14 protein-coding genes are annotated in these 24,155 nt (G+C 27.1%); 2 read left to right on the top strand and 12 right to left on the bottom strand.

The window, feature by feature from the left end:
• Nucleotides 1-57: 57 nt before the first annotated feature.
• Nucleotides 58-5,271, bottom strand: a complete 5,214-nt coding sequence (locus tag SBIUS_RS01685) for an ABC transporter permease (RefSeq protein WP_162684774.1) — start codon at nucleotides 5,269-5,271, stop codon at nucleotides 58-60.
• 149 nt (nucleotides 5,272-5,420) lie between these two features.
• On the opposite strand from SBIUS_RS01685, the gene SBIUS_RS01680 reads away from it, so the two are divergent.
• Entirely contained in the window at nucleotides 5,421-7,844 is a 2,424-nt protein-coding gene (locus tag SBIUS_RS01680) for a hypothetical protein (protein WP_162684773.1), read from the top strand.
• Between the two features lie 117 nt (nucleotides 7,845-7,961).
• The gene (locus tag SBIUS_RS01675; protein ID WP_162684772.1) at nucleotides 7,962-10,466 is read left to right on the top strand and encodes a Vmc-like lipoprotein signal peptide domain-containing protein; all 2,505 of its coding nucleotides are present in this window, start codon (nucleotides 7,962-7,964) and stop codon (nucleotides 10,464-10,466) included.
• A gap of 26 nt (nucleotides 10,467-10,492) precedes the next feature.
• Here the strand turns inward: SBIUS_RS01675 and SBIUS_RS01670 are convergent, their stop codons facing one another.
• The 11 genes from SBIUS_RS01670 to SBIUS_RS01620 all read right to left on the bottom strand — a co-directional run bounded on the left by SBIUS_RS01670 (nucleotide 10,493) and on the right by SBIUS_RS01620 (nucleotide 24,105).
• Nucleotides 10,493-10,924 (bottom strand): hypothetical protein, encoded by a 432-nt coding sequence (locus SBIUS_RS01670; RefSeq protein WP_162684771.1) that lies wholly within the window; start codon nucleotides 10,922-10,924, stop codon nucleotides 10,493-10,495.
• Nucleotides 10,925-10,934: 10 nt separating this feature from the next.
• Entirely contained in the window at nucleotides 10,935-11,714 is a 780-nt protein-coding gene (locus SBIUS_RS01665) for a hypothetical protein (protein ID WP_162684770.1), read from the bottom strand.
• A gap of 30 nt (nucleotides 11,715-11,744) precedes the next feature.
• Nucleotides 11,745-12,995 (bottom strand): replication-associated recombination protein A, encoded by a 1,251-nt coding sequence (locus SBIUS_RS01660; protein WP_162684769.1) that lies wholly within the window; start codon nucleotides 12,993-12,995, stop codon nucleotides 11,745-11,747.
• Nucleotides 12,996-13,051: 56 nt separating this feature from the next.
• Entirely contained in the window at nucleotides 13,052-14,926 is a 1,875-nt protein-coding gene (locus tag SBIUS_RS01655; protein WP_162684768.1) for an ABC transporter ATP-binding protein, read from the bottom strand.
• 86 nt (nucleotides 14,927-15,012) lie between these two features.
• A complete protein-coding gene (gene lon, locus SBIUS_RS01650; protein WP_162684767.1) occupies nucleotides 15,013-17,388 on the bottom strand; it encodes an endopeptidase La in 2,376 nt (791 codons plus the stop codon).
• A 98-nt stretch (nucleotides 17,389-17,486) separates the two neighbouring features.
• Nucleotides 17,487-18,776, bottom strand: a complete 1,290-nt coding sequence (gene tig, locus SBIUS_RS01645; protein WP_162684766.1) for a trigger factor — start codon at nucleotides 18,774-18,776, stop codon at nucleotides 17,487-17,489.
• A gap of 49 nt (nucleotides 18,777-18,825) precedes the next feature.
• Complete coding sequence (locus SBIUS_RS01640; RefSeq protein WP_162684765.1) at nucleotides 18,826-19,407, bottom strand: hypothetical protein; 582 nt, start codon at nucleotides 19,405-19,407, stop codon at nucleotides 18,826-18,828.
• A gap of 90 nt (nucleotides 19,408-19,497) precedes the next feature.
• A complete protein-coding gene (locus SBIUS_RS01635) occupies nucleotides 19,498-20,820 on the bottom strand; it encodes a hypothetical protein (protein ID WP_162684764.1) in 1,323 nt (440 codons plus the stop codon).
• Between the two features lie 101 nt (nucleotides 20,821-20,921).
• Complete coding sequence (locus tag SBIUS_RS01630) at nucleotides 20,922-21,875, bottom strand: hypothetical protein (protein WP_162684763.1); 954 nt, start codon at nucleotides 21,873-21,875, stop codon at nucleotides 20,922-20,924.
• A 2-nt stretch (nucleotides 21,876-21,877) separates the two neighbouring features.
• Entirely contained in the window at nucleotides 21,878-23,062 is a 1,185-nt protein-coding gene (locus SBIUS_RS01625) for a hypothetical protein (RefSeq protein WP_162684762.1), read from the bottom strand.
• Between the two features lie 17 nt (nucleotides 23,063-23,079).
• A complete protein-coding gene (locus SBIUS_RS01620) occupies nucleotides 23,080-24,105 on the bottom strand; it encodes a hypothetical protein (protein WP_162684761.1) in 1,026 nt (341 codons plus the stop codon).
• Nucleotides 24,106-24,155 lie beyond the last annotated feature (50 nt).

Genomic DNA, 24,155 nt, shown 5'->3' with positions numbered 1-24,155 from the left:
CATTTTTAAAGGTTTATTTAATAGACTAAATACAAAAAAACACCCAAAGGTGTTTTTTTAATTCATTAATGTTGAAGGTGATTCTTTTCTAATTTTTCTAGTTGTAATTGCAATTGAAGCAAAGAATGCTCCAAACACTAATAAAATTGCCAATATTGGACTTCATCAAGTAAATCCAAATGGTATCGATCCAATATTTTTACTTACTATGTTAAACACAATCAATATAACAGCAAAGTTTGTAGCCACCCCCAGAATATAGAATAATCCAGAAAGAACTGTAACTGTTGAGAATGTATATCTAACAATACTTTTGTTTGAGTATCCAATTGACTTCATAACAACCATGAATTTTTTATACTGATTTACATATAAGTCATTTATAAGTGTAATTGTAAGTATCATGATAATTATCATTAATGAAATTGCAATAGAAGCTAATGTAAGAATTATTGATGATAATTGGAAAATCAATGTTTTTTGTTGACTTAGCAATTTTGTACTTCTCAGTTCTAGTGAACTTGAACCGTAGTTTGAGCCATTCAATGTATCTTGTCCTGCTTTTGTACTTCTTGAAAATGATGCTTGTGAAGTTATAAAGTAAGGTTCTACAGCATTTGAATAAACACCAGTGAACCAATTGCTTGGTCTTATACTTCTTTGATGATCGTTTTGACCAAAAACAAGTTTGTCTTGACCTCATTTTTGAGTTTTTGTATCTGTAACATACTCAATTGGATCACGATATTTGTATGTTTGTATTTCTACTCCATTTAGAGTATATTTACCTGAAACTTTTTCTTCATATTGCATATTAAATGGTACATATTTAGAAATACCATAACCACTAAGAAGGTTTACGATGTTTTGATCTGCAATTACAATTGGATTTCCATAAACCCCTATTGTACCAACTCTTTTAAATGTAATATTTTTAATATTGTCATTAGTTCAATTTAAGTCAGCACTTCCAAAACCAATTGGCCCTTCTATATCCCTTAAAGTTCTAGAATAAAAATTTTCTAAACCTTTAGTTATATAGTTAACAGGTGTTCCTGATAAGTTTTCTGATTCTCTAGCGTAATTTCCAGAAGAGTCAAAGTAGTAAGAATAAGGTTTTATTGCAAAGTATTTAGAAGTTGGACTTATTCCGTTTGTTTTTTCTCAAGCTTTTTTTGTAGCTTCAGGAACAAAAGAAGTCGCATCTTTTTGAAATCATTGAGTTTTATCTACGTTACCTTTATTTATTAAATTTTCAAACATTGAATAATATTTTTCAGGGAAGAACATTGTAACATTATCATATGAATAATAAGGTCTAACGTTAAGTTCAAGTTTTTCTCCATCTTTAGTCCATTCAGATTGCAAGTCATAAAAACCATACGCATTGTTTTTTAGTTTTAAATCATCATTTTTTGCTAGATTAAATCCGGTTTGTTCAAAAATAGGCGCATAAGTAAATCTACTTGCAGATAAATTATCCATTTCAATATAACCATTGTTTTGGGCATCTCTATAGCTTGGATCTTGATATTTCATTCAGTCACCATCATCATACATTCAAGCTTGATTTGGTATATTAATATTTCCATTTCTTAAAACTAATCTAGATTTATTGATTCTAGGATTAGTTAAGTTATTTCAGTTTGAATCTAAATTGAAATCTGCTTGATCATTTGAAACAACTGGTATAACTAAATTTTTATCATGATAAAAGTTTGAAATTGATGAATATTCATCTGGTGTTAGAGTTTTATCACCTTTTATCAATCTTTCAATTAAGTGAGCTTGATAATCATTCATAAATGTTTTATCACTCACTTCTTTTGAGATATTAAAAGCATTTTGTGTATTTTGAAGACCTGTAATTTGAACATTTTTATTGTTTTTTCCAATTACATTTAAATTTGTATAAACATTGTCTACTCCAGGTATGTATTTGTTTATTTGTCATCCAAATTGGAAGTTGTTTAGTCTATTCTCAGATTTTGTAACATATTGTTTTATATAAGCTGGAGTTTGAGAAATAATAATATTTATTATTTGCTCTTTTCAATCACCTTCTGATGTTGAAGAACCATTTATAAAGTTTGTTAATAAAGCTGGAAGACCATTTGTCAACAACCCTGATACTTCATCAATTTTTTTAACTCTTTCTGACTGGTTTTCGCCTGTTCCATATACATCAGAGTGGATAATTCATTCAATAATTTTTTGAATATCAGCTATTTGTATACCTTTTCCGACAAGTTGACTTATATTGTTACCAAGTAAACTTGCAATAATAGCAATTAAAGAGTTTTGATCTTTATCATTTGCTAAACTTTGCTCAGATGAAACTCCTTGAATAGTTTCATAAACCCATTTAGCAGTCAAATCATTTCCATTTGTTCCTTGAGATAAAAGTATTTGAGGAATTGCAGAAGAATCTGTTGTTGATGAAAAATCAGTGACATTTTTAGAAATCTTGCTAATTCCATTTCCAAAGATATTTTTACTGTCAAATAAATTTTTTTCATATTCATCTACTTCTTTTGTTGCTTGCAATGATGTTTTTGCAAGCGGAGCATTACCTATTAAGTCTCTATTTTCTATAGAGTTAGAATAGTTAACATTTTTATAATAACTTCCTACAACATTTTGAACTAAACCAGGTACAGTTAGACCAAAAGATACTAGGAAACCTGCGAAAAACACCGTCACAGCAGATGCAATTGTTTTTGAAAAACCAGATATTGCTAACTCTAAACTGAATTTTCAAGAAAATGATCTTTTTCTAGTGATTCAGTTTTTAGTTTTATCCATTCACTCTATTCTTTTTACTCTTTCAACTTTATTCATGATTTCTAAAGTTGGTCTCTTAACTAACTTAAATGCTGTTGCAAAAGAAATTGCACATAACAGAACTCCAAATGTTGCAACAGATATTATAAGTGCAATCGGACTAAATATTATTAAATTGGACTGCCCACCTGCAAATTGTAAAAAGACTTTAGTTAAAAACTCTTGAATTACAGATCCTAATATTCAAGCAAAAGGAACAACACAAAGAACAACTATAACACCATAAGATAAATATGAAGATGAAATTTCACCAGTTCCAGCACCCATTGCTTTTAGAATACCTATTTCTCCTGCATTTAATTGCACTGTTTTTTTAACAGCTACAATAGTTGCAACTATTGTTATTGCAAATATTAATACAGAGAAAATTATTGAAGCTATTTTAAATCCAGAAATCATTTGTGGAGCTATTGTTCAGTTTAATTTTAAATTACTACTTTCAAAAGCAGAGTAATGTTGAATTAACTCTGATTCGTTTAATTCATTTGTAGTTTTTGAAACAAAATTATAAGAATTATATACTTCAACCATATTTGTAAATGAATATGCTCTTAGTTTATTCAAATCATTTGTCATATTTGTTTTGTTTTCTTTGTCTTTATAAGTGATAATTGAATACATTGTTTTTGTAGCAGTTTTAGACAAGTCGCTTGTTATTATTTTGTCTAAAGCACTTTTATTAGCATATACAATAGCACTTTTTTTACTATTTGGTAAAGGATTTGTTGTATTTGCCATTGGATAATATGTTAATGGCTCTGATGCAAATCCTGAAATAACAAAGTTATTTCCTCCAACTTTAATATTATCTCCCAATTTATATTTATTTGATTTTGCATATTGAGCATTTAAAAGGATTTCATTTCCTGTTCTTGGCATATTACCTTCATATAAAGTTAAATCATCTTTTCATTGACTTTCAACATCAACAATTCTATAAGTTACTTCACTTATATTGTCTGTATATTCAACTTCAGCTCTTGGTTTATAGTCAAACCCCATTGCTTGAGCCAATAATTCTTGTTTCATAAAGTATGCTCTAGCTGGTTTTATATTGTTATATGTATATTCTGTATAATAATCTAAATCAGTAAAACTAGTTCCACTACCAACTTTTGACTCTATACCTTCTTTTTCGTAATGTCTAAGGTAATTTGTGTTAAATGTTTTGCTTAAACTTGTGATATTTCCACTTTTATCCTTAGAAGTAATAATTTGAGAAAAACTTCCTCTCATACCCTTTTCAAAAACTTCATCTTTACTTGATAAGAAGTTTCCTTCTGGATTAGACAAATCTATGTTATTAGATCATGGTTTTTCATCATTCTCTACTAAAAATTTTTTAGCAACTTCATTGTCATCCTTAATTTTATATTCTTCAATTGATGGTCCCATACCAAAAATTCATGCAAAAATAGTTGATGCGAATTGAGTTTTTTGTGTTGATTCATCAGTTAAGAATTCAAATCCTACTTTTTCTTTATTTTTATTAAATGAAGTAACAACAGAATCTCTATCCTTAGTTGTGCCTTCAAAAGAAATAGCTTTATTAATTCAGTAAATAGGATATTCTGTAGCTGCTTTTATAAGTTGTCTTAAAAATGTTTCAAGAGAAAAATAAAGATACCTATTATAAATATCACGATCTTGTTCATCAGTTAACTTTATATTGTTACCATTTATTTTAAAATTATCAATTGTTATTATCCCTTTATTTTTTAATTCATAAAATAAAGTATTTTTTAAATAATCAGGTGTTCTTTCAGTTTTAAACAAGTCTTCTAAATAATTTTCTTTCAAAACTTCAATTGTGTTTGTGTAAAAAATTTTAATTTTAGAATTATCATCTTTACCAGAAAGATAAACACTTGAAGAGTCATCCGCAGCACCAACCACACCATATGGATTTCAGGTCACTTTATCATTTTTTGCATCGTATTGATAATCAAAAATAGTGCCTCAAAATTCTTTATCTTCTAACATTTTTAAAAAATCTGATTGAACTGTTGTATCTTTAAATGTTTTTGTTAAAAAAGTTTCGTCGTAGCCTGGTTGACCTTCAAAACTGCTTAAATTATAATTTAGCTCAATCGCTTTATTATTGAGCTTACTACTTGGATCTGTCGAATCTTTCACATATAAAAATTGATTATTTAAAATATCCATTGGCGCCATTATATTTGTAGATGCATCTTCTGAAGTTTCAGTACCAACAGTTGTTTGAGAAACATAACTAAAAGGGTCCATTTTAGACATTGTCTGGTTATAGTCATTTTTTAATCTGCTTGTCGCAGATAAAGAAGTACTTAAAATAAAGGTAGCTAAAAAACTCAAAATAACAATTACAATGAATTGTATTTTGAACTTCAATACACCTTTTACACCTTGTTTTAAGTATAAAAAAATCGACTTTTTCATTTTTTTCATTCCCGACTTGAATCATTTTAATATTATAGATTTTTTTTTTTTTTTTTTCAATTTAATACTTTTACTTTAAAAAAAATAAAATTCTTTTAATATTCCAAAAGAATTTTACCATAATTAAAAAATATAATAAAACATATCGGGGGATAAAAATGAAAAAGTTATTGACTATGTTAGGTGTTATAAGTATGACAGCTTCTACTTTTAGTGTAACAAGCTGTAGCATGGTAAATTTGAAAAAACAATCTATAAAGAATAAAGTTGAAAACTTAATGAATATTTCTTCTACTCTATTAAGAGGAAGTATAGTTCAAAATGCAAGTCAGGACAATGCATCAAAACTAGCATTCGACTCAAATTATTTGAATGATTTAATAGGAAATTCAAAAGCAAATGATTTGACACCAAAAATAAAGACTGATGGTGAAACAAGAATAAGTCATTTACACGAAACATATTTTGATAATCAAGATTTAAGCAGAAATGCTATAAACAACGATTTAAATAATAATTTCTTAACAGATAGCGTTAAATCACCAAAAAGTTCTTTAGACAAAGTGTCAGCAATTTTTGTAATAATTTCAAGTGTTTTAAAAACTAATGGTGGAATTCACCCAAGTATATCAGGTTTAATTCAAGGAGTAATTCCTGAACTTGGATTAAATGATGATTTAGCAGAAAAATTAAACCCAGAAACAATAAATCCAATTGCAGATCTAATTGGAAAGTTAGCTGTTCCTTTAACAAATGCTCTTGGTTTTTTACAAAACTCAAATGCATTTTACTCAGTTTTAAAGAATTTCTTTAATTCTGAATTTGAAAATGCTGTAAAAGAAAAAAATCAAGAAGAAATTTTAAAAGGAGTAAAAAACTTTATTGATGAAACTAACTTTGAAGGCTTTGACAAAGTTCTTGATTTACTAGTAAACACTATTTTGACTATGGATAAAAACCAAGATGAACTTACAGGTCAAATGATTTTAAACGCTTCTTTAAACAGAGTTAACAATATTTTTGCAAGAAGTTCTGGTCAAGATAAAAATATAATAGCAGATAATAAAATTTACTCTGATTTAGTAAAAAATTTCGATAAAAATTTAGGAGATGTAATAGGAAAGTTCTTAAAAAGTTTGAGCAATGATTCAAAAATAACAGATTTTAAATCTGTTATTACCCCTATTTTAGAAGTACCTGAAAACATAAAAGATTTACTATTTGTTATAGCTGGTTTTTTAAGATATATTTCTTCTATTGATTTTTCTCAATATGATCCCATAAGTGATGAAAACTTATTTAGCTCTTCTCAATCTAATAATGACTTTTTAAGTGAATTAAATAAAAAAACATTAAAAGCAGTTCCTTTTAAAACAGAAATATTGCTTAAAAATCTTAAAACCATTACAGATACAAATTTAAACAAAAACGGAAAACAACTTCAAAAACTATTTTATATGCTATTCAATTCAGGAGAAAAAGTGACAAATATTGATGAGAACATAAATATGCTTTCATTAATATCAAAAATTTCTTCACCATTTATTGGGCAAAATCAAAAAAACAATTACTCTTCTTTGCTATATGGAATAGGTAAAGGAATAGCTGTTTGAAAGGGATGAAGTTTCTTTGGAATTGGTGGAGATCAAATAGGTAACCTTCTTAGATGAGTTATTGGAGATGGTTTAGGATTCAACTCCGACTTAAGCGGGCTAAGAGAAGTCATCGAAATAATAAAAGGTCTTGGAATTGAAATAGATATAAAAATAAGTGACAATTCAACAAGACAATTAAAACACTTCTTTAATGCTCTTTGAGATAAAGATTCTACTCTATTAAAAGACATAACAGGAAAACAAATTAGTTTATTTTCACTATTCGACAACCCAGTAATAGCTGGTTTGAAAATTTCAGAAATTATCAATTTAATTTATGAAAATATAGTTTCTAGCGGAAATGAACAAGAAAATAATGGAGATAAAATGAAAACAGGATTAAATATCCTTTCAAATTCACTTAAAGAAGACAATTACACTCTTTGATACAAAGAAAAAGGAGTTCTTGTACCTCTAGAAAGTCAGTATAAAAAATACAACGCTTTACAAGCATTTATTATATCTTCTAGCAAAAATGGCGTCTATTTAAAAAATGGTGACAATGAGATAAATGAAAACGTTAAAGGTTCTAAAGCGGCCATGAACGCTTTAGGAACAGATTATTCTTCGAATGGAGTTCAAACAAACAAATTTAGACAAAACTCTATTTTAGCTGGGGTTGAATATATATTTGATGATCAAATAACAACAGGAATTTTAGATGATGTTGAAAAAGCGTTTACAGATATTCAAAAAATAAATGATGGTGTATCTAATAGCGTTTATAAAAAACTTATTCAAGATGAAAACTTTAAAACTAAATTAGTAAGTCACTCCAACATTGATGAAGCAAACAAAGAACAAAACATAACATATAAAACCACCTATATTGATCCTTTTACAAATAAAAATTATGTATATGAAATACAATTAATACTTAAAACTGACGCTAATTCATGAAAAATAAATTCAATTAAAAAAATATAAAGTCTTATCAAAGACTTTTTTTATCCCCTATTTTAGTAAAATATTTTATAATAATAAAAACTCTTTTACATTTTTATTATATAATTTTTTTAAGAGTGAACAGGAGTAGTCGGGAAAATGAAAAAGCTAATTTCCATACTTGGAATAATATCTATTACAGCTTCAACAGCAAGTGTTGCAAGTTGTAGTACAGTTAACAATAAATTAACTTCAATTAAGAATAAAGTTAATAATCTAACAAACGTTTCTTCAACAGTTTTACGTGGAGTAATGATTCAAAACGCAAGTCAAGAACTAAATGATGGACTTCCATACGATGCAGACTATTTATATGGTTTGATAAGTTCAAGTAAAGCAAACGATTTAATGCCAGGTTTTAAAACAGATAACCAAACAACAGTTGGGTCTTTAAAAAATAATTATTTTGGAAAACAAGGATTTAATAGAAAAGATATTAATAATTGAGATCACCCTTCAAACGCTAGTTATTCAGATAAGGAATTTTTAACAGATAAAGTTAAATCACCAAACGGACCAGCTGATTCAATTGGTAGCATGTTAACTTTAGTTATAAGTGCTATTAAATCAAATGGTGGAATTAATCCAAGCATATCAGGTTTATTAGAAGGTGTTTTAGGACAACTTCCTTTATCAGAAAGTAGTATTGGTAGTGTTTCAAAAGATAAAATGGAAGGTATTTCAAGCATTTTAAGCAGTGCTTCAGAACCATTAGCTATCTTGATAAAAGCTTTATCAAAATCAAATTTTGCATATGGTGCAATATCAAATTTACTAAACATTAATTTCTTAAATGATCTAAAAGAAGGAAAAACATCTTTATTAGATGGAATAATGTCAACTCTTTCTTCTATTAATTTCTTACCTTTAATAACAGGTTTATTAGAATTATTAAACTATTTTGATATATTAACCCCTCTTTTAGATACATTAGTTAATTCAATTTTAACAATGGACAATAAACAAAACATGACTAACAAGCAAGTTATGAATGCTACAAACAAAAGACTTTACAATATATTCGCTACTCTTTCAGGACAAAACGATAAAGTAATAACAGATAAAGATGAATTATATAAAGATGTTGATTATAACTTTGAAAAACAATTTGGAGAAGTTATGGCGGGATTCTTTAAGAATATGTCTAATATTAACACTTCAAATATAATCACAATAATTCCTGATATTTTATTTGTAGTTGCAGGAATTTTACAAAGAATAACAAGTGTTGATTTTGAAACAAATGTTGCACAAAATAATCAAGATTTATTTGATAACAATTCTATTAAAAAAAATAGGAATCAGGATTTCTTAATTAAATTAGGAAATGAAAGTTTTAACAAGCATAATTTTAGCACAAAGATTTTAATAAATAATTTGAGAATATCTTTAACTTCTGATGAAAATGGATATAATCTTATAAAATTATTTGCACTTTTATTTGAAAGTGCCGGTACAAACGATGGTAGAATAGATCTATCTTATACAGAATCTACAGCTGCTTGGATTGCGAGATTAATAGGTTCAGCATTTACTTTAGGACTCAATTATGGAGGTCAAGAAGGATTGTCACCACTCCTTTTTGCTATAGGTAATGGTATTGCTGTTTTTTTAAAAATAAATGTAGCGGGCGTTGGACCCAACCATGTAGGAAACATTTTCAAAGCGCTTATTGACAAAATAATATTAAACAAGGATATAAGTGGGATACAAGGTTTATTGGAAACATTTGGGGCAAAACTACCATTCACCCTATCTAATGAATCAATTAAAATAATGAAAAACGCCTGAGATGCATTATGAAGTAAAGATTCAACAATGCTAAAAGACATTATCGGAGGAGATAAAAACATATCTCTTCAAACAATACTTGAAGGTCCTGTTTATAAAGGTAAAACAATTTCAGAAATTATGGAATTAATTTACAATGCAATAAATTCTTCTAGTTCAAATACTCAAAGATATAAAAAACTTAAAGAAGAATCAACAGGACTTGCAAAAGGTTTACAAGACATTTCAAGCGCTTTAGTTTATAACAAATACAAAATGTACTATGGCGAAGGAGAAAACAAAACAGAACACAACCCTCTTTCTTATGAAGAAAAAGATGGATACACAGCTTTACAAGTATTAATGGTTGCTTCAAATGCAAAAGGAATTTATATTTCAATTGATGGCAAAGAAAACAATAAAGTTAAAGGTTCTAAAGCTGCAATGAGTGCTTTAGGAACAGATTTTGATGAAAACGGAAAACAAATAAACACAGCATTTAGAGATAATTCTCTATTATTAGGTTTAAAAAATATAATAGATGACAAATCTATCGATAGCTTATTAGATCAAATAGTAAAAGGATTTGCTAATGTAAATAATGTTAAAAAAGATGTTTCAAACAAAGTATATAAAACATTAATTCAAAGCAAAAACTTTAAAACAAAAGTTAAATCTTATTATGGAATTGATGAAGGAAATGTTGAAGCGGGTATTACTTATGTAACCACTTACACAGATCCAAAAACACATAAATCATTTAATTATGAAGTAAAATTAAATTTAAATATAGATAGCACTGATTGAAAAGTTACTTCTATTAAAAGAGTTTAAAAAAATCGCAAATAATTGCGATTTTTTTAAACTGTTAATTTACCTGTATTTAAATCTACGAAATCTTTAAGGTTTAGGCTCGCTTTAAAATCTTCACCATACTCATTTTTTGAAGTTTGTTCATCTTGTTTGAATGCGATATTTTTATATAATCCATTTTTATTTATAGATATCGCTTTATTTTTTATCAAAAAATCTAAAAGTCTCCTATGACCTTCTTTGTCTTCTAATTCCAAATAGAAACAAATTACACCAGAATTATAGAAATTTTCTACGTTAGGATTAGTGTGTTTTACACTAGAAATTATTTCATTTTCTATGACTTTAGTACACAAAGAAATTGCTCATTCACTGTCTTTAAGGTTGTAACCAATTATTCACTTTCCAACATTTTTTTCTAATTTTTGCATTTTTTTTGTTTCGTAATAAACTCAATACTCATTTTTATAAATATTCAAGATAATCTCCTTATATTAAAAATATTATTGCCAATATTGTTCCTAAAACTCCAACTGGTAATATAAATCAAAACAATCATGTTTTTGATTGTCATTTAGATCCATATCCGCCCTTTTTCTCTTTTTTAGGTTTGACCTTTTTTGGAGGAACAACTTTTATTTCAACAACCTTTTCTTTTGCTTCTGGAGGCGCTTTTCTTCATCCATCAAACTCTTTCATAGGTTTAATTTCTTCGTGTTTTTTTTCAAACTTATGAGGAACAACTTCTTCAGCTTTATTTAAGTTTTCATCAATTAATTGTTCTCTTTCATTTTCGGCAAATAAAGGATTGTCTGAATCTGGAAGAATTTCAATTTCACCATTAGTTCTTCCAGCAAGAGTATCTACAAAGTGTTGTGCAACTTCTCTATTTGGTGTTGCAAATGTAACACCATTTCCAAAACTGTCGTTTTGAAGAGAAACATAGTGTAGCCCCCCAGCATTTTTTGCAAATTGGAGTTGAATTTTTTGTAAAGAATATGAGTCAAATGGTAAATATCTTATTTGAGTACTTGAATCATTGTCCAAAATTTCTAAAGTAAATGTTCTTTTTGTTGTAATAAATACAACCCCAACCATATCATCTTCATATCTTTTAAAACTAGCTCATAGAGCTGAAAGAACAGTTTCGTCATCATCAAAGTAAGTTTCTGTTTGATATCAAACTTTTTGTAAAATGTCTTTGTAAGTTGGCATTCAAATATATCCTTGACTAGCTAACTCTTCTTTTATTTGCATACTAGTTTTCATATTTAAATCCCCCTTTACTTTCCACTTATATTATTTTATCTTATTTTTATTTGTAAATTTTATATAGATTTCCATTAACTTTTTCTCATAAGCACTATGAGGCTTAAATTTAAAATAAGTTATATCTTTTATATCATCGGGTAAATATTGCTGATCTACTCAATCATTTTCAAAATTATGTGGATATTTATATCCTATTCCATTTCCAAGTTTATGAGCACTTTTATAGTGATTATCTCTTAAGTATTGAGGAATTGGTGGTGCAAGACCTTGGTTTACATCATCAAGTGCTTTTTCTAAAGCTAAATATGATGAGTTTGATTTTTCACTTAAAGCCATTTCGATAATTGCAAGACCAAGTATTATTCTTCCTTCTGGCATTCCAATTTGTCTAAATATTTGACAAGCTTGGTAAACTCTAATTGGAATTGCAGGATTTGCAAGTCCAATATCTTCATATGCCATTATAACCATTCTTCTCATTAAAACTTCATAATCACCAATTGCCATCAATCTTGCTCAATAATGAAGAGAAGCGTCTACATCACTTCCTCTTATTGATTTTTGAAGTGCTGATTTTAAATCATGATATTCATCACCTTCTCCAGTACCTTTTGTAACTGCTTGATCAAAAATAGCATCGATTATTTCATTGTTTATTTTTTCATTTGCATATAGATTTATCAATATCTCAATAGAGTTAAGAGCAACTCTTAAATCTCCATTTGAAAGATTACACATTCTCTCAAATGCATCTTCTTCAATATTTAGGTTTATATCGTTATTTTTTAAAACTCTTTTTAATCCTTCACTCATTTCTTGTGAATTAATTTCTTTTAGTTTTAATATAGTACATCTACTTCTTATAGCTGGATTTATTACAAAATAAGGGTTTTCTGTAGTTGTTAAAAAGACAATAACTTTTTTAGATTCAATATATTCTAATAAATAATCTTGAATGTTTCTATTCATTCTGTGGATTTCATCCACTATTAAAATTAACTGTTCTTCATGATTTGAAGATTCAATTAACTTTTGAAGTTTTTCTTTTTTATCATTAGAAGCATTGAAAAAATCATATTTTGCTCCTAAATCATTTGCAATTGATATTGCCATTGAAGTTTTACCAACTCCAGGAGGACCATAAAAAATCAAGTTAGCTAAAAACTTGTTTTCTACCATTTTAGAAATTAATCCATATTTATTATTAATTAAGTGTGATTGACCTATTATATTTTTCAATGATGTAGGTCTTAACAAAAAACTTAAAGGTTTGTTCATATTTTCAACTCCAAATTGATAATAGCATAAAAAAACTAACCTTTTGGGTTAGTTTATTAAGCATTTCCTGCATCATGTAAGTCTTTAAACTTACCAGGAGTTTTAATTAATTCTTTATAAGTTCCTTGTTGTACTATTCCTTTTCCAGGAGCTAATACAAATATTTGATCAACATCTTTAATAGTACTTAATCTATGAGCGATAATAACTGATGTTTTATCTCTCATAAGTTCATTTAATTGTGCTTGAATTTCTTTTTCAACAATATTATCTAAAGCACTTGTTGCTTCATCTAATATTAAAAGTTCAGGATTTCTTAAAAGTATTCTTGCAATAACAAGTCTTTGTTTTTGCCCACCACTTAATAATAATCCACGTTCTCCTAAAACAGTTTCATATCCATAAGGTCAACTATTAATTATTTGATCTATTTGAGCTTTTCTACAAGCTTCATGAACTTCTTCTTCTGTAGCTTGGAAATAACCATATCTTACATTATCATAGACATCTCCAAATATTATTGAAGGTTCTTGTTCAACATAACCAACATGGCTTAAGTAACTTTTTAAATTAAAGTCTCTAATGTCTTTTCCATTTATTAAAACACTACCTTCGGTTGGGTCATAAAATCTTAATAGTAATTTTGAAATTGTTGATTTACCACTTCCAGTTTCACCAACAAAAGCATATGATTTTCCTCTTTCTAGAGTTATGTCTAGATTTGGAACAATATTAACTTCGGGTTTTTCAGGATAATTAAATTTAACTTGTCTAAATTCAATTTTTGAAATATTTTCATCAAACAATAAACCACTTTTTTCTTTATCATCTAAAATTGGGTCTTTTTCAATTGTTTCATAAATTTGCGCTGAAGAAGCTGATGCTCTTGAAAGACCTGGAATAATTGCAGAAATTTGTCATAATGGTCTTGTTAATGCAACCATTGCAGAAATAAATGATGGTAGAATTTCGGTCATCATATCTTTTGTATCTCTATAAAAAGTTATTGCAACAGTTATCATTAATAGATTTATAAGAACATCTGATGCAATAAGTATTGCCAACAATGATCCATCTATTTTTGAAATTGGTTTAAAAGCTTTAATATATGGAGTGTGTAAATTTTCTAATCTAGACTCTTCATATTTTCTTGTACCAGTTGCTTTTACAAGTTTAATAGCTCCAATTCTGTCAACAACATCTCCATTAATATCAGAGATAACTTCTCTTACTACTTTTACCTTTTTTTGATATTGTAAAGATAATAAAATAACTAATAAAGTTAATAAGTAAACAGAAACACTTGCAACAATAGCTAATTGCGGGTGAATAACAAACATCATTGCTGTTCCCATAATTATTACTAATGGTGCTTGAATAACTCAAGCGATTAAACCTGAAATTTCATTACCAATAACATTTGTATCCCCTACAAGTTTTGTCATTAATTTACCTATTTTTTTGTCAGAATAATAACTGATATCTTGTTCTAATAATCTTTTTATTGTTAAGTTTCTAAGTTCAACTTCAATTCTAACAGCCAACATAATAGAACACGAGTTTCTAATATAAGTACAAAAATAAAGCAAAATTAAATCTGATGCTGTTATAGTCATTCATCAGTATCACTTTAAATTTCAGTATGTATAACCATTATCTTTAGATTGAGCTGCGGATAATACATTTTTTAAAAATAAAGTGTTTAAACTTACTAAAAAGGCACTAAAAGTAACTACTATTACAACACTTAAAAATAAAGCTTTATATTTTCATCCGTAAATTAAAACTATTCAAGAAAACTTTAATTTTTTCTTTTCTTTGATAAGTTTATAAATTTTATCATCTGGAACATAGCTTTTAGATTCTTCTTTTACACTTGCAATATTAACATCACCAATTGGTGAGTTTGTTGCACTAAATGATTGATCCATTTTAAAATTCCTTTCTTACATTTTCATTGTTGATATATTATCACAAAAATATGAAAAACAACTCTTTAAAGAGTTGTTTTTAATTATTAATGAGTTTTTTTACTTTCTTCTGTTGAAGAAGTTGATATTGGCAATTCCCTAACTAAATCATTTAATTTATCTCCAAAAACATTTTCATATACTTCTGAGTATTGTTGAACAGGAACTACTTCTAGAACTTTTCTAACTTCTTCAGGAATATCTTCTATGTCTTTTGTATTTTTAAATGGTATTAAGATTTTTTTCAATCCACTTCTGTGAGCTGAAATTGATTTTTCTCTTAATCCACCAATAGGGAACACTAATCCTCTAAGTGTGATTTCACCAGTCATACCAATTTCTTTTGGTACTGGTTTATTTGTTAAAGCAGATACAATTGCTGTTGTAATTGTAACTCCAGCACTTGGACCATCTTTTGGAACAGCTCCTTCAGGTACGTGGATATGAATATCATTTTCATTAAACACTTCTTTTGGAATTCCAAATGCTTTGTAATTTGATTTTACAAAGTCATATGCAATTGTTGCAGATTCTTTCATAACATCTCCAAGTTTACCAGTTAAAACTAGTCCACCTTTACCTGGGAAGTGATTTACCTCTATTGGTAAGATATCCCCTCCAAATTGAGTATATGCAAGTCCTGTAACAACTCCAACTTGAGCTTCATTTTCTTTTTCAGTATGTTCAAAGATACGTTTTTTCAACAATTCATTTACCACTTCTGGAGTAACTGTTAAAGTTTCTAATTCTTTGTTTAACATTTTTACAACAAATTTTCTAACTATTGATGCAATTCATCTTTCTAATTGTCTTACACCAGCTTCTCTAGTATAGTGTTTGATAATTTCGTTGATTGCTTCTTTTGTAAAGATTACTTGTTCTTTTGAAACTGCATGATCATCTAATACTTTTGGTATTAAATATTCTTTTGCAATTTTCATTTTCTCAATTTCTGTATAACTTGAAAGTTCAATGATTTCCATTCTGTCATATAAAGCTTCTGGTATATTTTCAGGATAGTTTGCTGTTGCAATAAATACAACATCACTTAAATCATATTCTTCTTCTAAATAGTGATCTGAGAATTTTGAGTTTTGTTCTGGATCCAATACTTCTAGCATTGCTGAAGCTGGATCTCCTCTATAGTCACTTGCCATTTTATCAATTTCATCAAGTAAGAAAACTGGGTTTTTAACTCCTGATTTTTTCATTCCTTGGATTACTCTACCAGGCATTGCTCCTATATAAGTTTTTCTGTGACCTCTAATTTCTGATTCATCTTTAACTCCACCAAGAGCCATTTTAACAAATTCTCTACCCATTGATTCAGCTATTGATTTTGCTAAACTTGTTTTACCAACTCCAGGAGGACCTACTAATGTAATTATTTGTCCTTTAACTTTGTTAGTATTTTGTTTTACAGCAAGATATTCAATAATTCTTTCTTTAACTTTTTCTAAACCATAGTGGTGTTTATCTAAAACATCCTTTGCGAATTTTAGATCAGTTTTTTCTTCAGTTTTTTGTCATCATGGTGTTTGCATCATTCAATCAATATATGTTCTTGTAATGTTTGCTTCAGATGAAGCAGCTGGCATTCCTTCACATTTATCAATTTCAGATAATATTCTTTTTTTAATATTTTCTGGGAAAGGTTCTGTTTCAAGGCGTTTTCTGTATTTAGCCAAGTCATCTCCTTCTCCATCCATATCTCCAAGTTCTTCTTTAATAGCTTTTAATTTTTCTCTTAAATAGAACTCTCTTTGTTGTTCATCAACTCTTGATTTAATTTTTTTACTTATTGATGATTCAATGTCAGCTGATTGACGTTTTTCATCTAAAAAGTCATTAATTATTTCAATTCTTTTAACAGGATCTAACTCCTCAAGCATAGCTTGTTTTTTTTCAATAGGCATGAAAGGCATTAGGTTAGCTGCGCTATCTACAATAAAGTTTGGATCCACATCAACAGGAGCAGAATTTACTATTTCTTCTACTTCTGATGGGAATTCATCTTGTGAACTTATCATTGCTTTAATATGTTTTGTAATTTTATCTAATGCTTCTTTATCTGAGCTTCTTAGGCTATCTTTTACTTCATAATTTGCAATATAAAATTCGTTTAATTCAATGTCACTTGTTTCAACACGAGACAATGATTTTATATTTACAGTTAATGTACCATCTTTTCATTCTTTTTTAATTTTAACTTCGGCCAATACACCGAATGTGAATAGATCCTCAATTTTAGGTTCATCTTCTAATGGTTTCTTTTGAGAAACCATTAAGATTTTTCCGTCGTACTTTTCTACTGATTCTTTAACAGCAAGTGTAGTTTTATCTCTTCCAATTTCTAATACTTGATCAAAAGTTGGGTAAATATAACTACCACGAGTTATTAACATAGGTAATTTTTTATTCATAATATTCCTCCTTAGGTACAAAAATATGATATCACATTTTTTAGCACTTGCAAGTGTTAAGTGCTAAAAAATAAAAAAATACAATTTAATTGTATTTTTTAACCATTGTTTGAATATAGGAAATCAACAATTTTTTCTCTTATTATTTCTTCTTTTATTTGTGGTTCAGGTAATAGAGAGTTTTTAATGAAATCTGTTTCAACACCAAATGTTTTAGCTAATGCTTCATATTTTGCTTCTATTTCTTCTTTAGAAACTTCAAATTTTTCAGTATTTCTTACTTGATCTGTAATTAAGTAACTTTCAATACGTTTTTTAGCATCATCAAATAACTCATTTCTTATATCTTCATCTGATAATCCTGTTTGTTTTTTATATTCTTTCATTGTAAGTTTTTGACTTTGAACTTTTGCTTCAAATTCTCTGTATAAAGTATCAATTTCTTTGTTTATTGCTGACTTAGGAATTTCAATTTTTGAATCTTCTCTAATTAAATCAATAACTTTATTTACAAAAATATTTTTTGATTGAGTTGATTTTTGGTCTTTAATTTGAGTTTTTAAGCTATCTTCAAGTTCTTTATAAGTTTTAATTCCAGGTAAGTTTAAGTCTTTTACTAATTCATCATCTTTTGAAGGTAAAATTCTTTCTTTAATTTCTTTAACGTTTAATTTAAATTCTGCTGCTTTTCCTTTTAAATCCGGAGTGTAATCTTCAGGGAATACAACGTTAATTGATGATTCTCCTAATGTTTTTCCAATCATTTGATCTTCAAAACCAGGAATCATTTGTCCGCTTCCGATTGTTAATTTAAAGTCTAAACCTTTTCCACCTTTAAATGCTACTCCATCAATAAATCCTTCAAAGTCAAATGTTACTGAATCACCTTTGGCAATTTTTCCACCTTCTTCTTTGATTTTTTCCATTACAAATCTTTCTCTGTATTGGTCTATTGCTTTTTCAAGTTCATCTTTTTCAACTTTTATTTCTTCTTTTACTAAATCTTTGTGTGTAATCCCTTTGTATTTACCAATTTTAATTTCAGGTTTTAAGTCAAAAACAAAGTGTAATTCACATTCTTTTTCACTTATCTTAACTGGTGTAGGCACTGGTGAAGTAAATGGTTCAATATCAGATTTTTGGTCTCTTGCAAATTCTCAAGCTTTTTCCATAATTGATTGAACTGCAGCATTTAAATATTTAACTGGAGTTAAATATTGTTCGATTTTTTCTTTTGGTGCTTTACCTTTTCTAAAACCAGGAATTTCAATGTTAGCTGCTGCTTTATTTTTACCTTTTTTTACAGCTTCTTCTCATTCTTTACCATCAATTGTAACAATTCATGTTCCTTGTCCTTTTTCAGCAATTTTTTTTGCACTAAATTTCATATAAATATTCTCCTTTTTTATACATAACATTTTTAATTATAACAAATTATTATCTATTGTTAAGTATTTTAATGTCTAACATACTTCTTAAGTTAGTTAAATTAACATCAAAACTATACATTTTTTCTTTTAAAGTTTCATATTCCACTGAGTTGTCTAAAGTTTTCTCTATAGTTGAAAAAACTTTAACTAGCAATGGAACTAAATCTTCAATATTGTCACTTACAGAGAATAACTCTAAATATGAGACTTCATAATCCAAAGTTTTATTCATCTCTATTAATATAATCGACATTTCAATGAAAAATTCTAACTTATTTATGAAATAAATTAATTTTGCTATATTGTCTTCTTCTATAATACTTGCAATTTTTAAAGGATCATAATTGGAATCAATCATATCCATATAATCTGTTTTATTTAAACTCATTAAATTATTATTAGCATTTCTAATATCTGCCAATAAGTTTTTTATTCCTTTTTTGAAAACTTTAGGTATAGCTTTTATTTTACTAATTTCATTTGAATATTCTAAAAAGTTACTTGTAAGCGATAATTTTTTATCTATTTCTTCTCAACCAGTAAACAAACAACATCAACACTCTAAGTCTTTTGCACAGTTGCACTCCATTATTGAGCATATACAACTATTTTGTAGTTCTTCGCATTTACAACATGACATAAACGTTACCCCCAATTAAAAAATCGTTATATTAACGATTTAAAACTCTTCAATATCACTCATTTTTTTAATAAACTCAATCGTTCTTAATAAGTCACCTTTTGAGTGTGTGCTCATAGTTGAATCTAAATCTATTAAAGCATCTGATATTCTTGACATATTTTCAAAATCCAATAATGCATCAGCTGATTTAATGTTGAAACCATCTAATATTTCATTTGGATGAGAAAGGAATGAATCTGAAACACCTGCTTCGTGATATTTTATTAATTTATCAATTTGTTCAAAATATGAATTTAAAATTAATGGATTGTATAAATCATCTCCTGATTTATTTTTATACTTAATTAATAAATCTTTAACTAATTGAATTAAATTTCTATTTAATCTTTTTGTTGAAAGAGAAATTAACTTTTGAATATTATCTTTTGATTGAGTTAAAGCAATATAAAGATTTTTGAAAAGTTCTTTTTCTCTAGAAATTAATCATCCACCATTACTTCTGATCATTTCTGCTTTTGCACCTCAAACACTTATTGTTTGAGAAGTTATTATGTTACTTAAAATATTTGAAAAGAATATTCTAATATTTAACTCTAAAGTAAAGTTGAAGTCTCATAACTCAGAATTATCAGGTAATTTTTGAATTTGATCAACTATTTGATCATAGTCTAAATATACTATGAAATCTTTTTCATCAATAAATTTTAAACCATCCATACTTATCTTACATTTTTCATAATATTTATGATTTTCTGGTGTTGGAGCTACTTTCCCATTGTCGTAATCTTCAATAAAGGTTTTAAAGCTTTTTAATGTTTCTATCAAAATATTGTATTTTGAATAATAACTTACTTCTTCTTTTTCATTTAAGTTTGCCATTATAGAAAGTAATTTTTCTTTTAAGTCTTTATCTTGTTTAAGGTTTTTCGCATGTACTCAAGCTAAAAATCTTGACTCAACCATTTTTATTGTTTTGTCTCAATCAATCAATTCTCTCTCCACAATAAAAGTGTTTTCCAGCGCTTTGTGATATGTTTTGTTTAATTCTTGAACAACATATTCATGATCTAAGTAGTGATTTTCTGTTGTAGTAATTAAACAGTTATCTAAAAAAAGTCTTTTTAATTCAATTAATTCTTCATTAGAAATAAAGTTTCAGTTAAAAGTTTCCCCACAAGCAATTATCTCACTCTCTGTGTGTACTCTTTTTTTCATTGAATATCTATAGAATTCTTTTAAGTTTAAAGCAACTTGTTTTTGCTTTTCTTTATCACTTGAAAAATCATCACTTAATAAAGAAAGTGTTTTACCAATTATTTTATAAACCAAGTTTATAGCATCACTTGCAGTATATAACATACAGTACCTCCATATATCTAATATTATATAATCATATAGCACTAAAACAAATTATTATTGGAATAATTCTAATAAAAAACCACTAATTAGATAGTGGTTTTTTATCCGTTAACCTCTTCTTTGTAAGTGGTTACCAATTGTTTAATAGAGTTAATTTTATCTTGTTCAACACTATTTAGATAAGTTTCTAGATTTTTAACCCCTTCTTCAATGTTTCCATTAAAAGGAATTTTGTATTTTTTAGATAAAAGAACTATTTTTTTTCTTAACATGTTCTTTTTAACTATTTCTTCTGGCAAGAATAAAGTAAGAGCGTCTTTTGAAGAATAATCAACACTTCATTCTGGTCCTTTTTCTCTTAACTCTTTGTTAAATTCTTCATGTATCAAAGTTGAATAATCATCTGCTTCTTGAGCCACTTGCTCAAATGCAAATAAAATGTTTTTCTTTGGATCATTTGAAATATTTATTTTGTATTTTTTGTATTTATCTTGACTTAGCTCGGTAATTATTACATTAGGAATTATATATTCACAAAGGTAAGATACCATTATTTTTCTAAGTTTAGATATAAACTTCAGATAATATTTATAGAAGAAATATACTGGAGCTTGTGTAATTTGAGGCATTTCATTAAAAGAAGTAGTTAATAAAATTTTGTATTTTTTTCATCAAATATTCTCTAAACAAGTAGTGTAAAGTTTTATTCTATCTATTGTTTTATTTACAGTTTTTATATCCATTATTTCATATAAGAAAATTTTAGTTCTCACAAATTTTGAGTTTAAAAAACCTTCTGAAAAGTTTTCTTCATAATCAAAATATCTTATTTTGAAATCATAATCTTGAACTTCCATTCATTTTTTTTCAAAACTTCCATCTTTAGAGATTCATCATTTTTCCTTATTGTGTTCTTCATTTATGAAAAATGGCTGGTTAGTAACTTGTTTTAATACTTTTTTGGGTTTTTTGAATCTAAAAACCAAACCTATTGTTAAACCTAATCCAGATACTAAAACCAATATGAAAATTGATATACCAATTGCATAATACATATTTATTTCACGCTTTCCTTATTTGAATTCTTTTCTTTTTCTTTGTTATTACTTTTCTTTTTAACTTGTTGTTTTTTAACTTGTTGTTTTTGTGGTTGAGCAACAAAAATAGCTTTTATTTTATCTCATAACCCCATATTTTGCTCTAATCTTAATCTTTTTCTTAAAACAGATTTTTGTTTATTTGGATTAATACTTAATCAGATAGAAATATTTGAAGTTTTAACCCTCTTTTTAATGCCGTATCAAAAGCTAAAGTATTTATTTTTAGGATCTGTTGTTTCTTCAATTGAAAATTCATGACCAAGAATAGTGAATGATTTTTGTAATTCAATTGTAGAGTCAAAACTTGGTTTTTTATCATATTCCACAAATGTTTCTTTTACTTCTTCATTAGTTTTTCTTTCACTTATAGTTTCTTGTCTTGTTTTACCATAAAGTTCTTTTCATAACTTCTCTTTTTCTGCTTGTTCCTTCTCATAATCTCTGTCAATTTTTATAATTTGTGGAGAAGGGCTTTTTTTAGTTTTAACTTTTTTAACTTTTTTAACTTTTTGCTCTTTTTTAGCCTTAGCTTCTTTTTCTAGTTCTTTTTTCTTTTTCTCTAGTTCTTTTTGTTTTGCTAATTGTTTTTGTCTTTCTTCTTCAGCTTTTTTAGCTTCTCTTAATTTTGCTGCTTTAGCTTCTTTTTCTTCTCTAATTTTGGCCTCTAAAAGCATTTTGTTTATAGAATTCTTTTCAATTGAAACTACATTTTTGTTTTGATTTGTTTTTTCAACATTTGTAATTTCTGGTTTTTTAATTAGAGTTTCTTTTCTAGAATTTTCTATAGCCTTTTGAGTTGCGCTTGTTCTATCTTTTGTAAGATATTCTTGGAACTTCTTAATTTCTTCTTGTCTTTGATAAAAATCAGATTGTTTTATTGTAGTCAAATTTTGTACATTTTGTTTTTCGTACAAGTAATTTGATTCATTCATTCACTTTTCTCTTTCAATTTCCATCAAGAAATTAATGTAATCTATTAATTGTTCTCTTACTTCTGCATCATAAGTTTCATACTCTTGAGCAAAAAGCATAATTGTTTGGCTTGTAAGTCTTTTATCAATTAAGTTTTTAACTCTTACTTTTACTTTTGAAGATAATAGATCAAAATCCTTTTCAGTTCTTTTTTTATTTTTGTTTGTCATTAGGATTTTCTCCAATTCTATTTCTTTTCAAAAGCAATAGAAGGCATTTTACTTATATCAACACCATTTTTAACATTGCTTTGCATTTTTTTTGTTCTACTCAACTTAATAGTACTACTATTTTCTAAAATTCTTTCATAAACACTTGAGATGTTATTATTAAAAACTTTCTTCTCACTATTTTTTTCAATTTCTTTTCTTATTTTTTCAGCATCTTGTTGATACTTTTTAGCCATTTGGTTAATTGTTTTTAAATCAATTACTTCCTTTATTTCTTGTTCTTCTGATTCTAATAAATTCTCTTCGATTTCTGATTCTATTTCAGTTTCTTTTTCTTCAACTCTATAATCTTCTAAAGGCGAAGAAAATATTCTTTGATTTTCTTTTTCTTGTGCTTTTAAGAAAAACTCTGTTGATTCAGAATCAAAAGATATATCTCCAAGTATTTTTGTTATTCTTTTTGTATCTGCTACTTTATTATTTGATTTAAAAGATATTTTACTTGAAGTAGATGTATCAAACATTGACTTAAGATCTGCAGTCTTTTGATTTCTACCTTTAATATTTTCTTTTCCATCTTTGATTTTAGATTTAACAATAATATCTTGAGCAAACATATTTGCTGCTTGTTTATTCATTTTTTCAAAATCTTGATTTTTGAAAAGAGATTTTTTAACAGCTTTTTTAGATTCGTTTCTCTTTTTCTCTAACTCAAGTTCGTAGTCAAGCTTTTTATCACTTTGAAAACCAAGTTTTCTTTCTTGAAGAATTGTTAATTTTTCATTAATAACTTCTGTTTTATTTCTAACTTTTTCAATATGTCTTGTTCTTGAATCTGTTCTTTTAGCATCTAAGGGACTTGCTTGTCTTTTTTGCATCTTTTGAACAGATTGATGAACTTCTGGTGTATCACTGGTCTCTTTAAAGCTAGCACTTCCTATTTTTCCAGAAAGAGAGTTAATTGTATTTATACCCAATTTAGCCTCTTCTAAAACCTTAATACTAGGAATTCTTTTTATTACTTTACTTTTACTATTTGCCATAAGTACACCCCTTTTCAAATTTATATAAAAAATAGGCAAGTTTAAATAAA

Origin of the sequence: Spiroplasma sp. BIUS-1 (assembly GCF_010365805.1) — a bacterium.
Lineage (GTDB): Bacteria > Bacillota_I > Bacilli_A > Mycoplasmatales > Mycoplasmataceae > Spiroplasma_A.
Note: the sequence above shows the minus strand (reverse complement) of the source record. Positions and strands in the feature narration are given on the sequence as shown.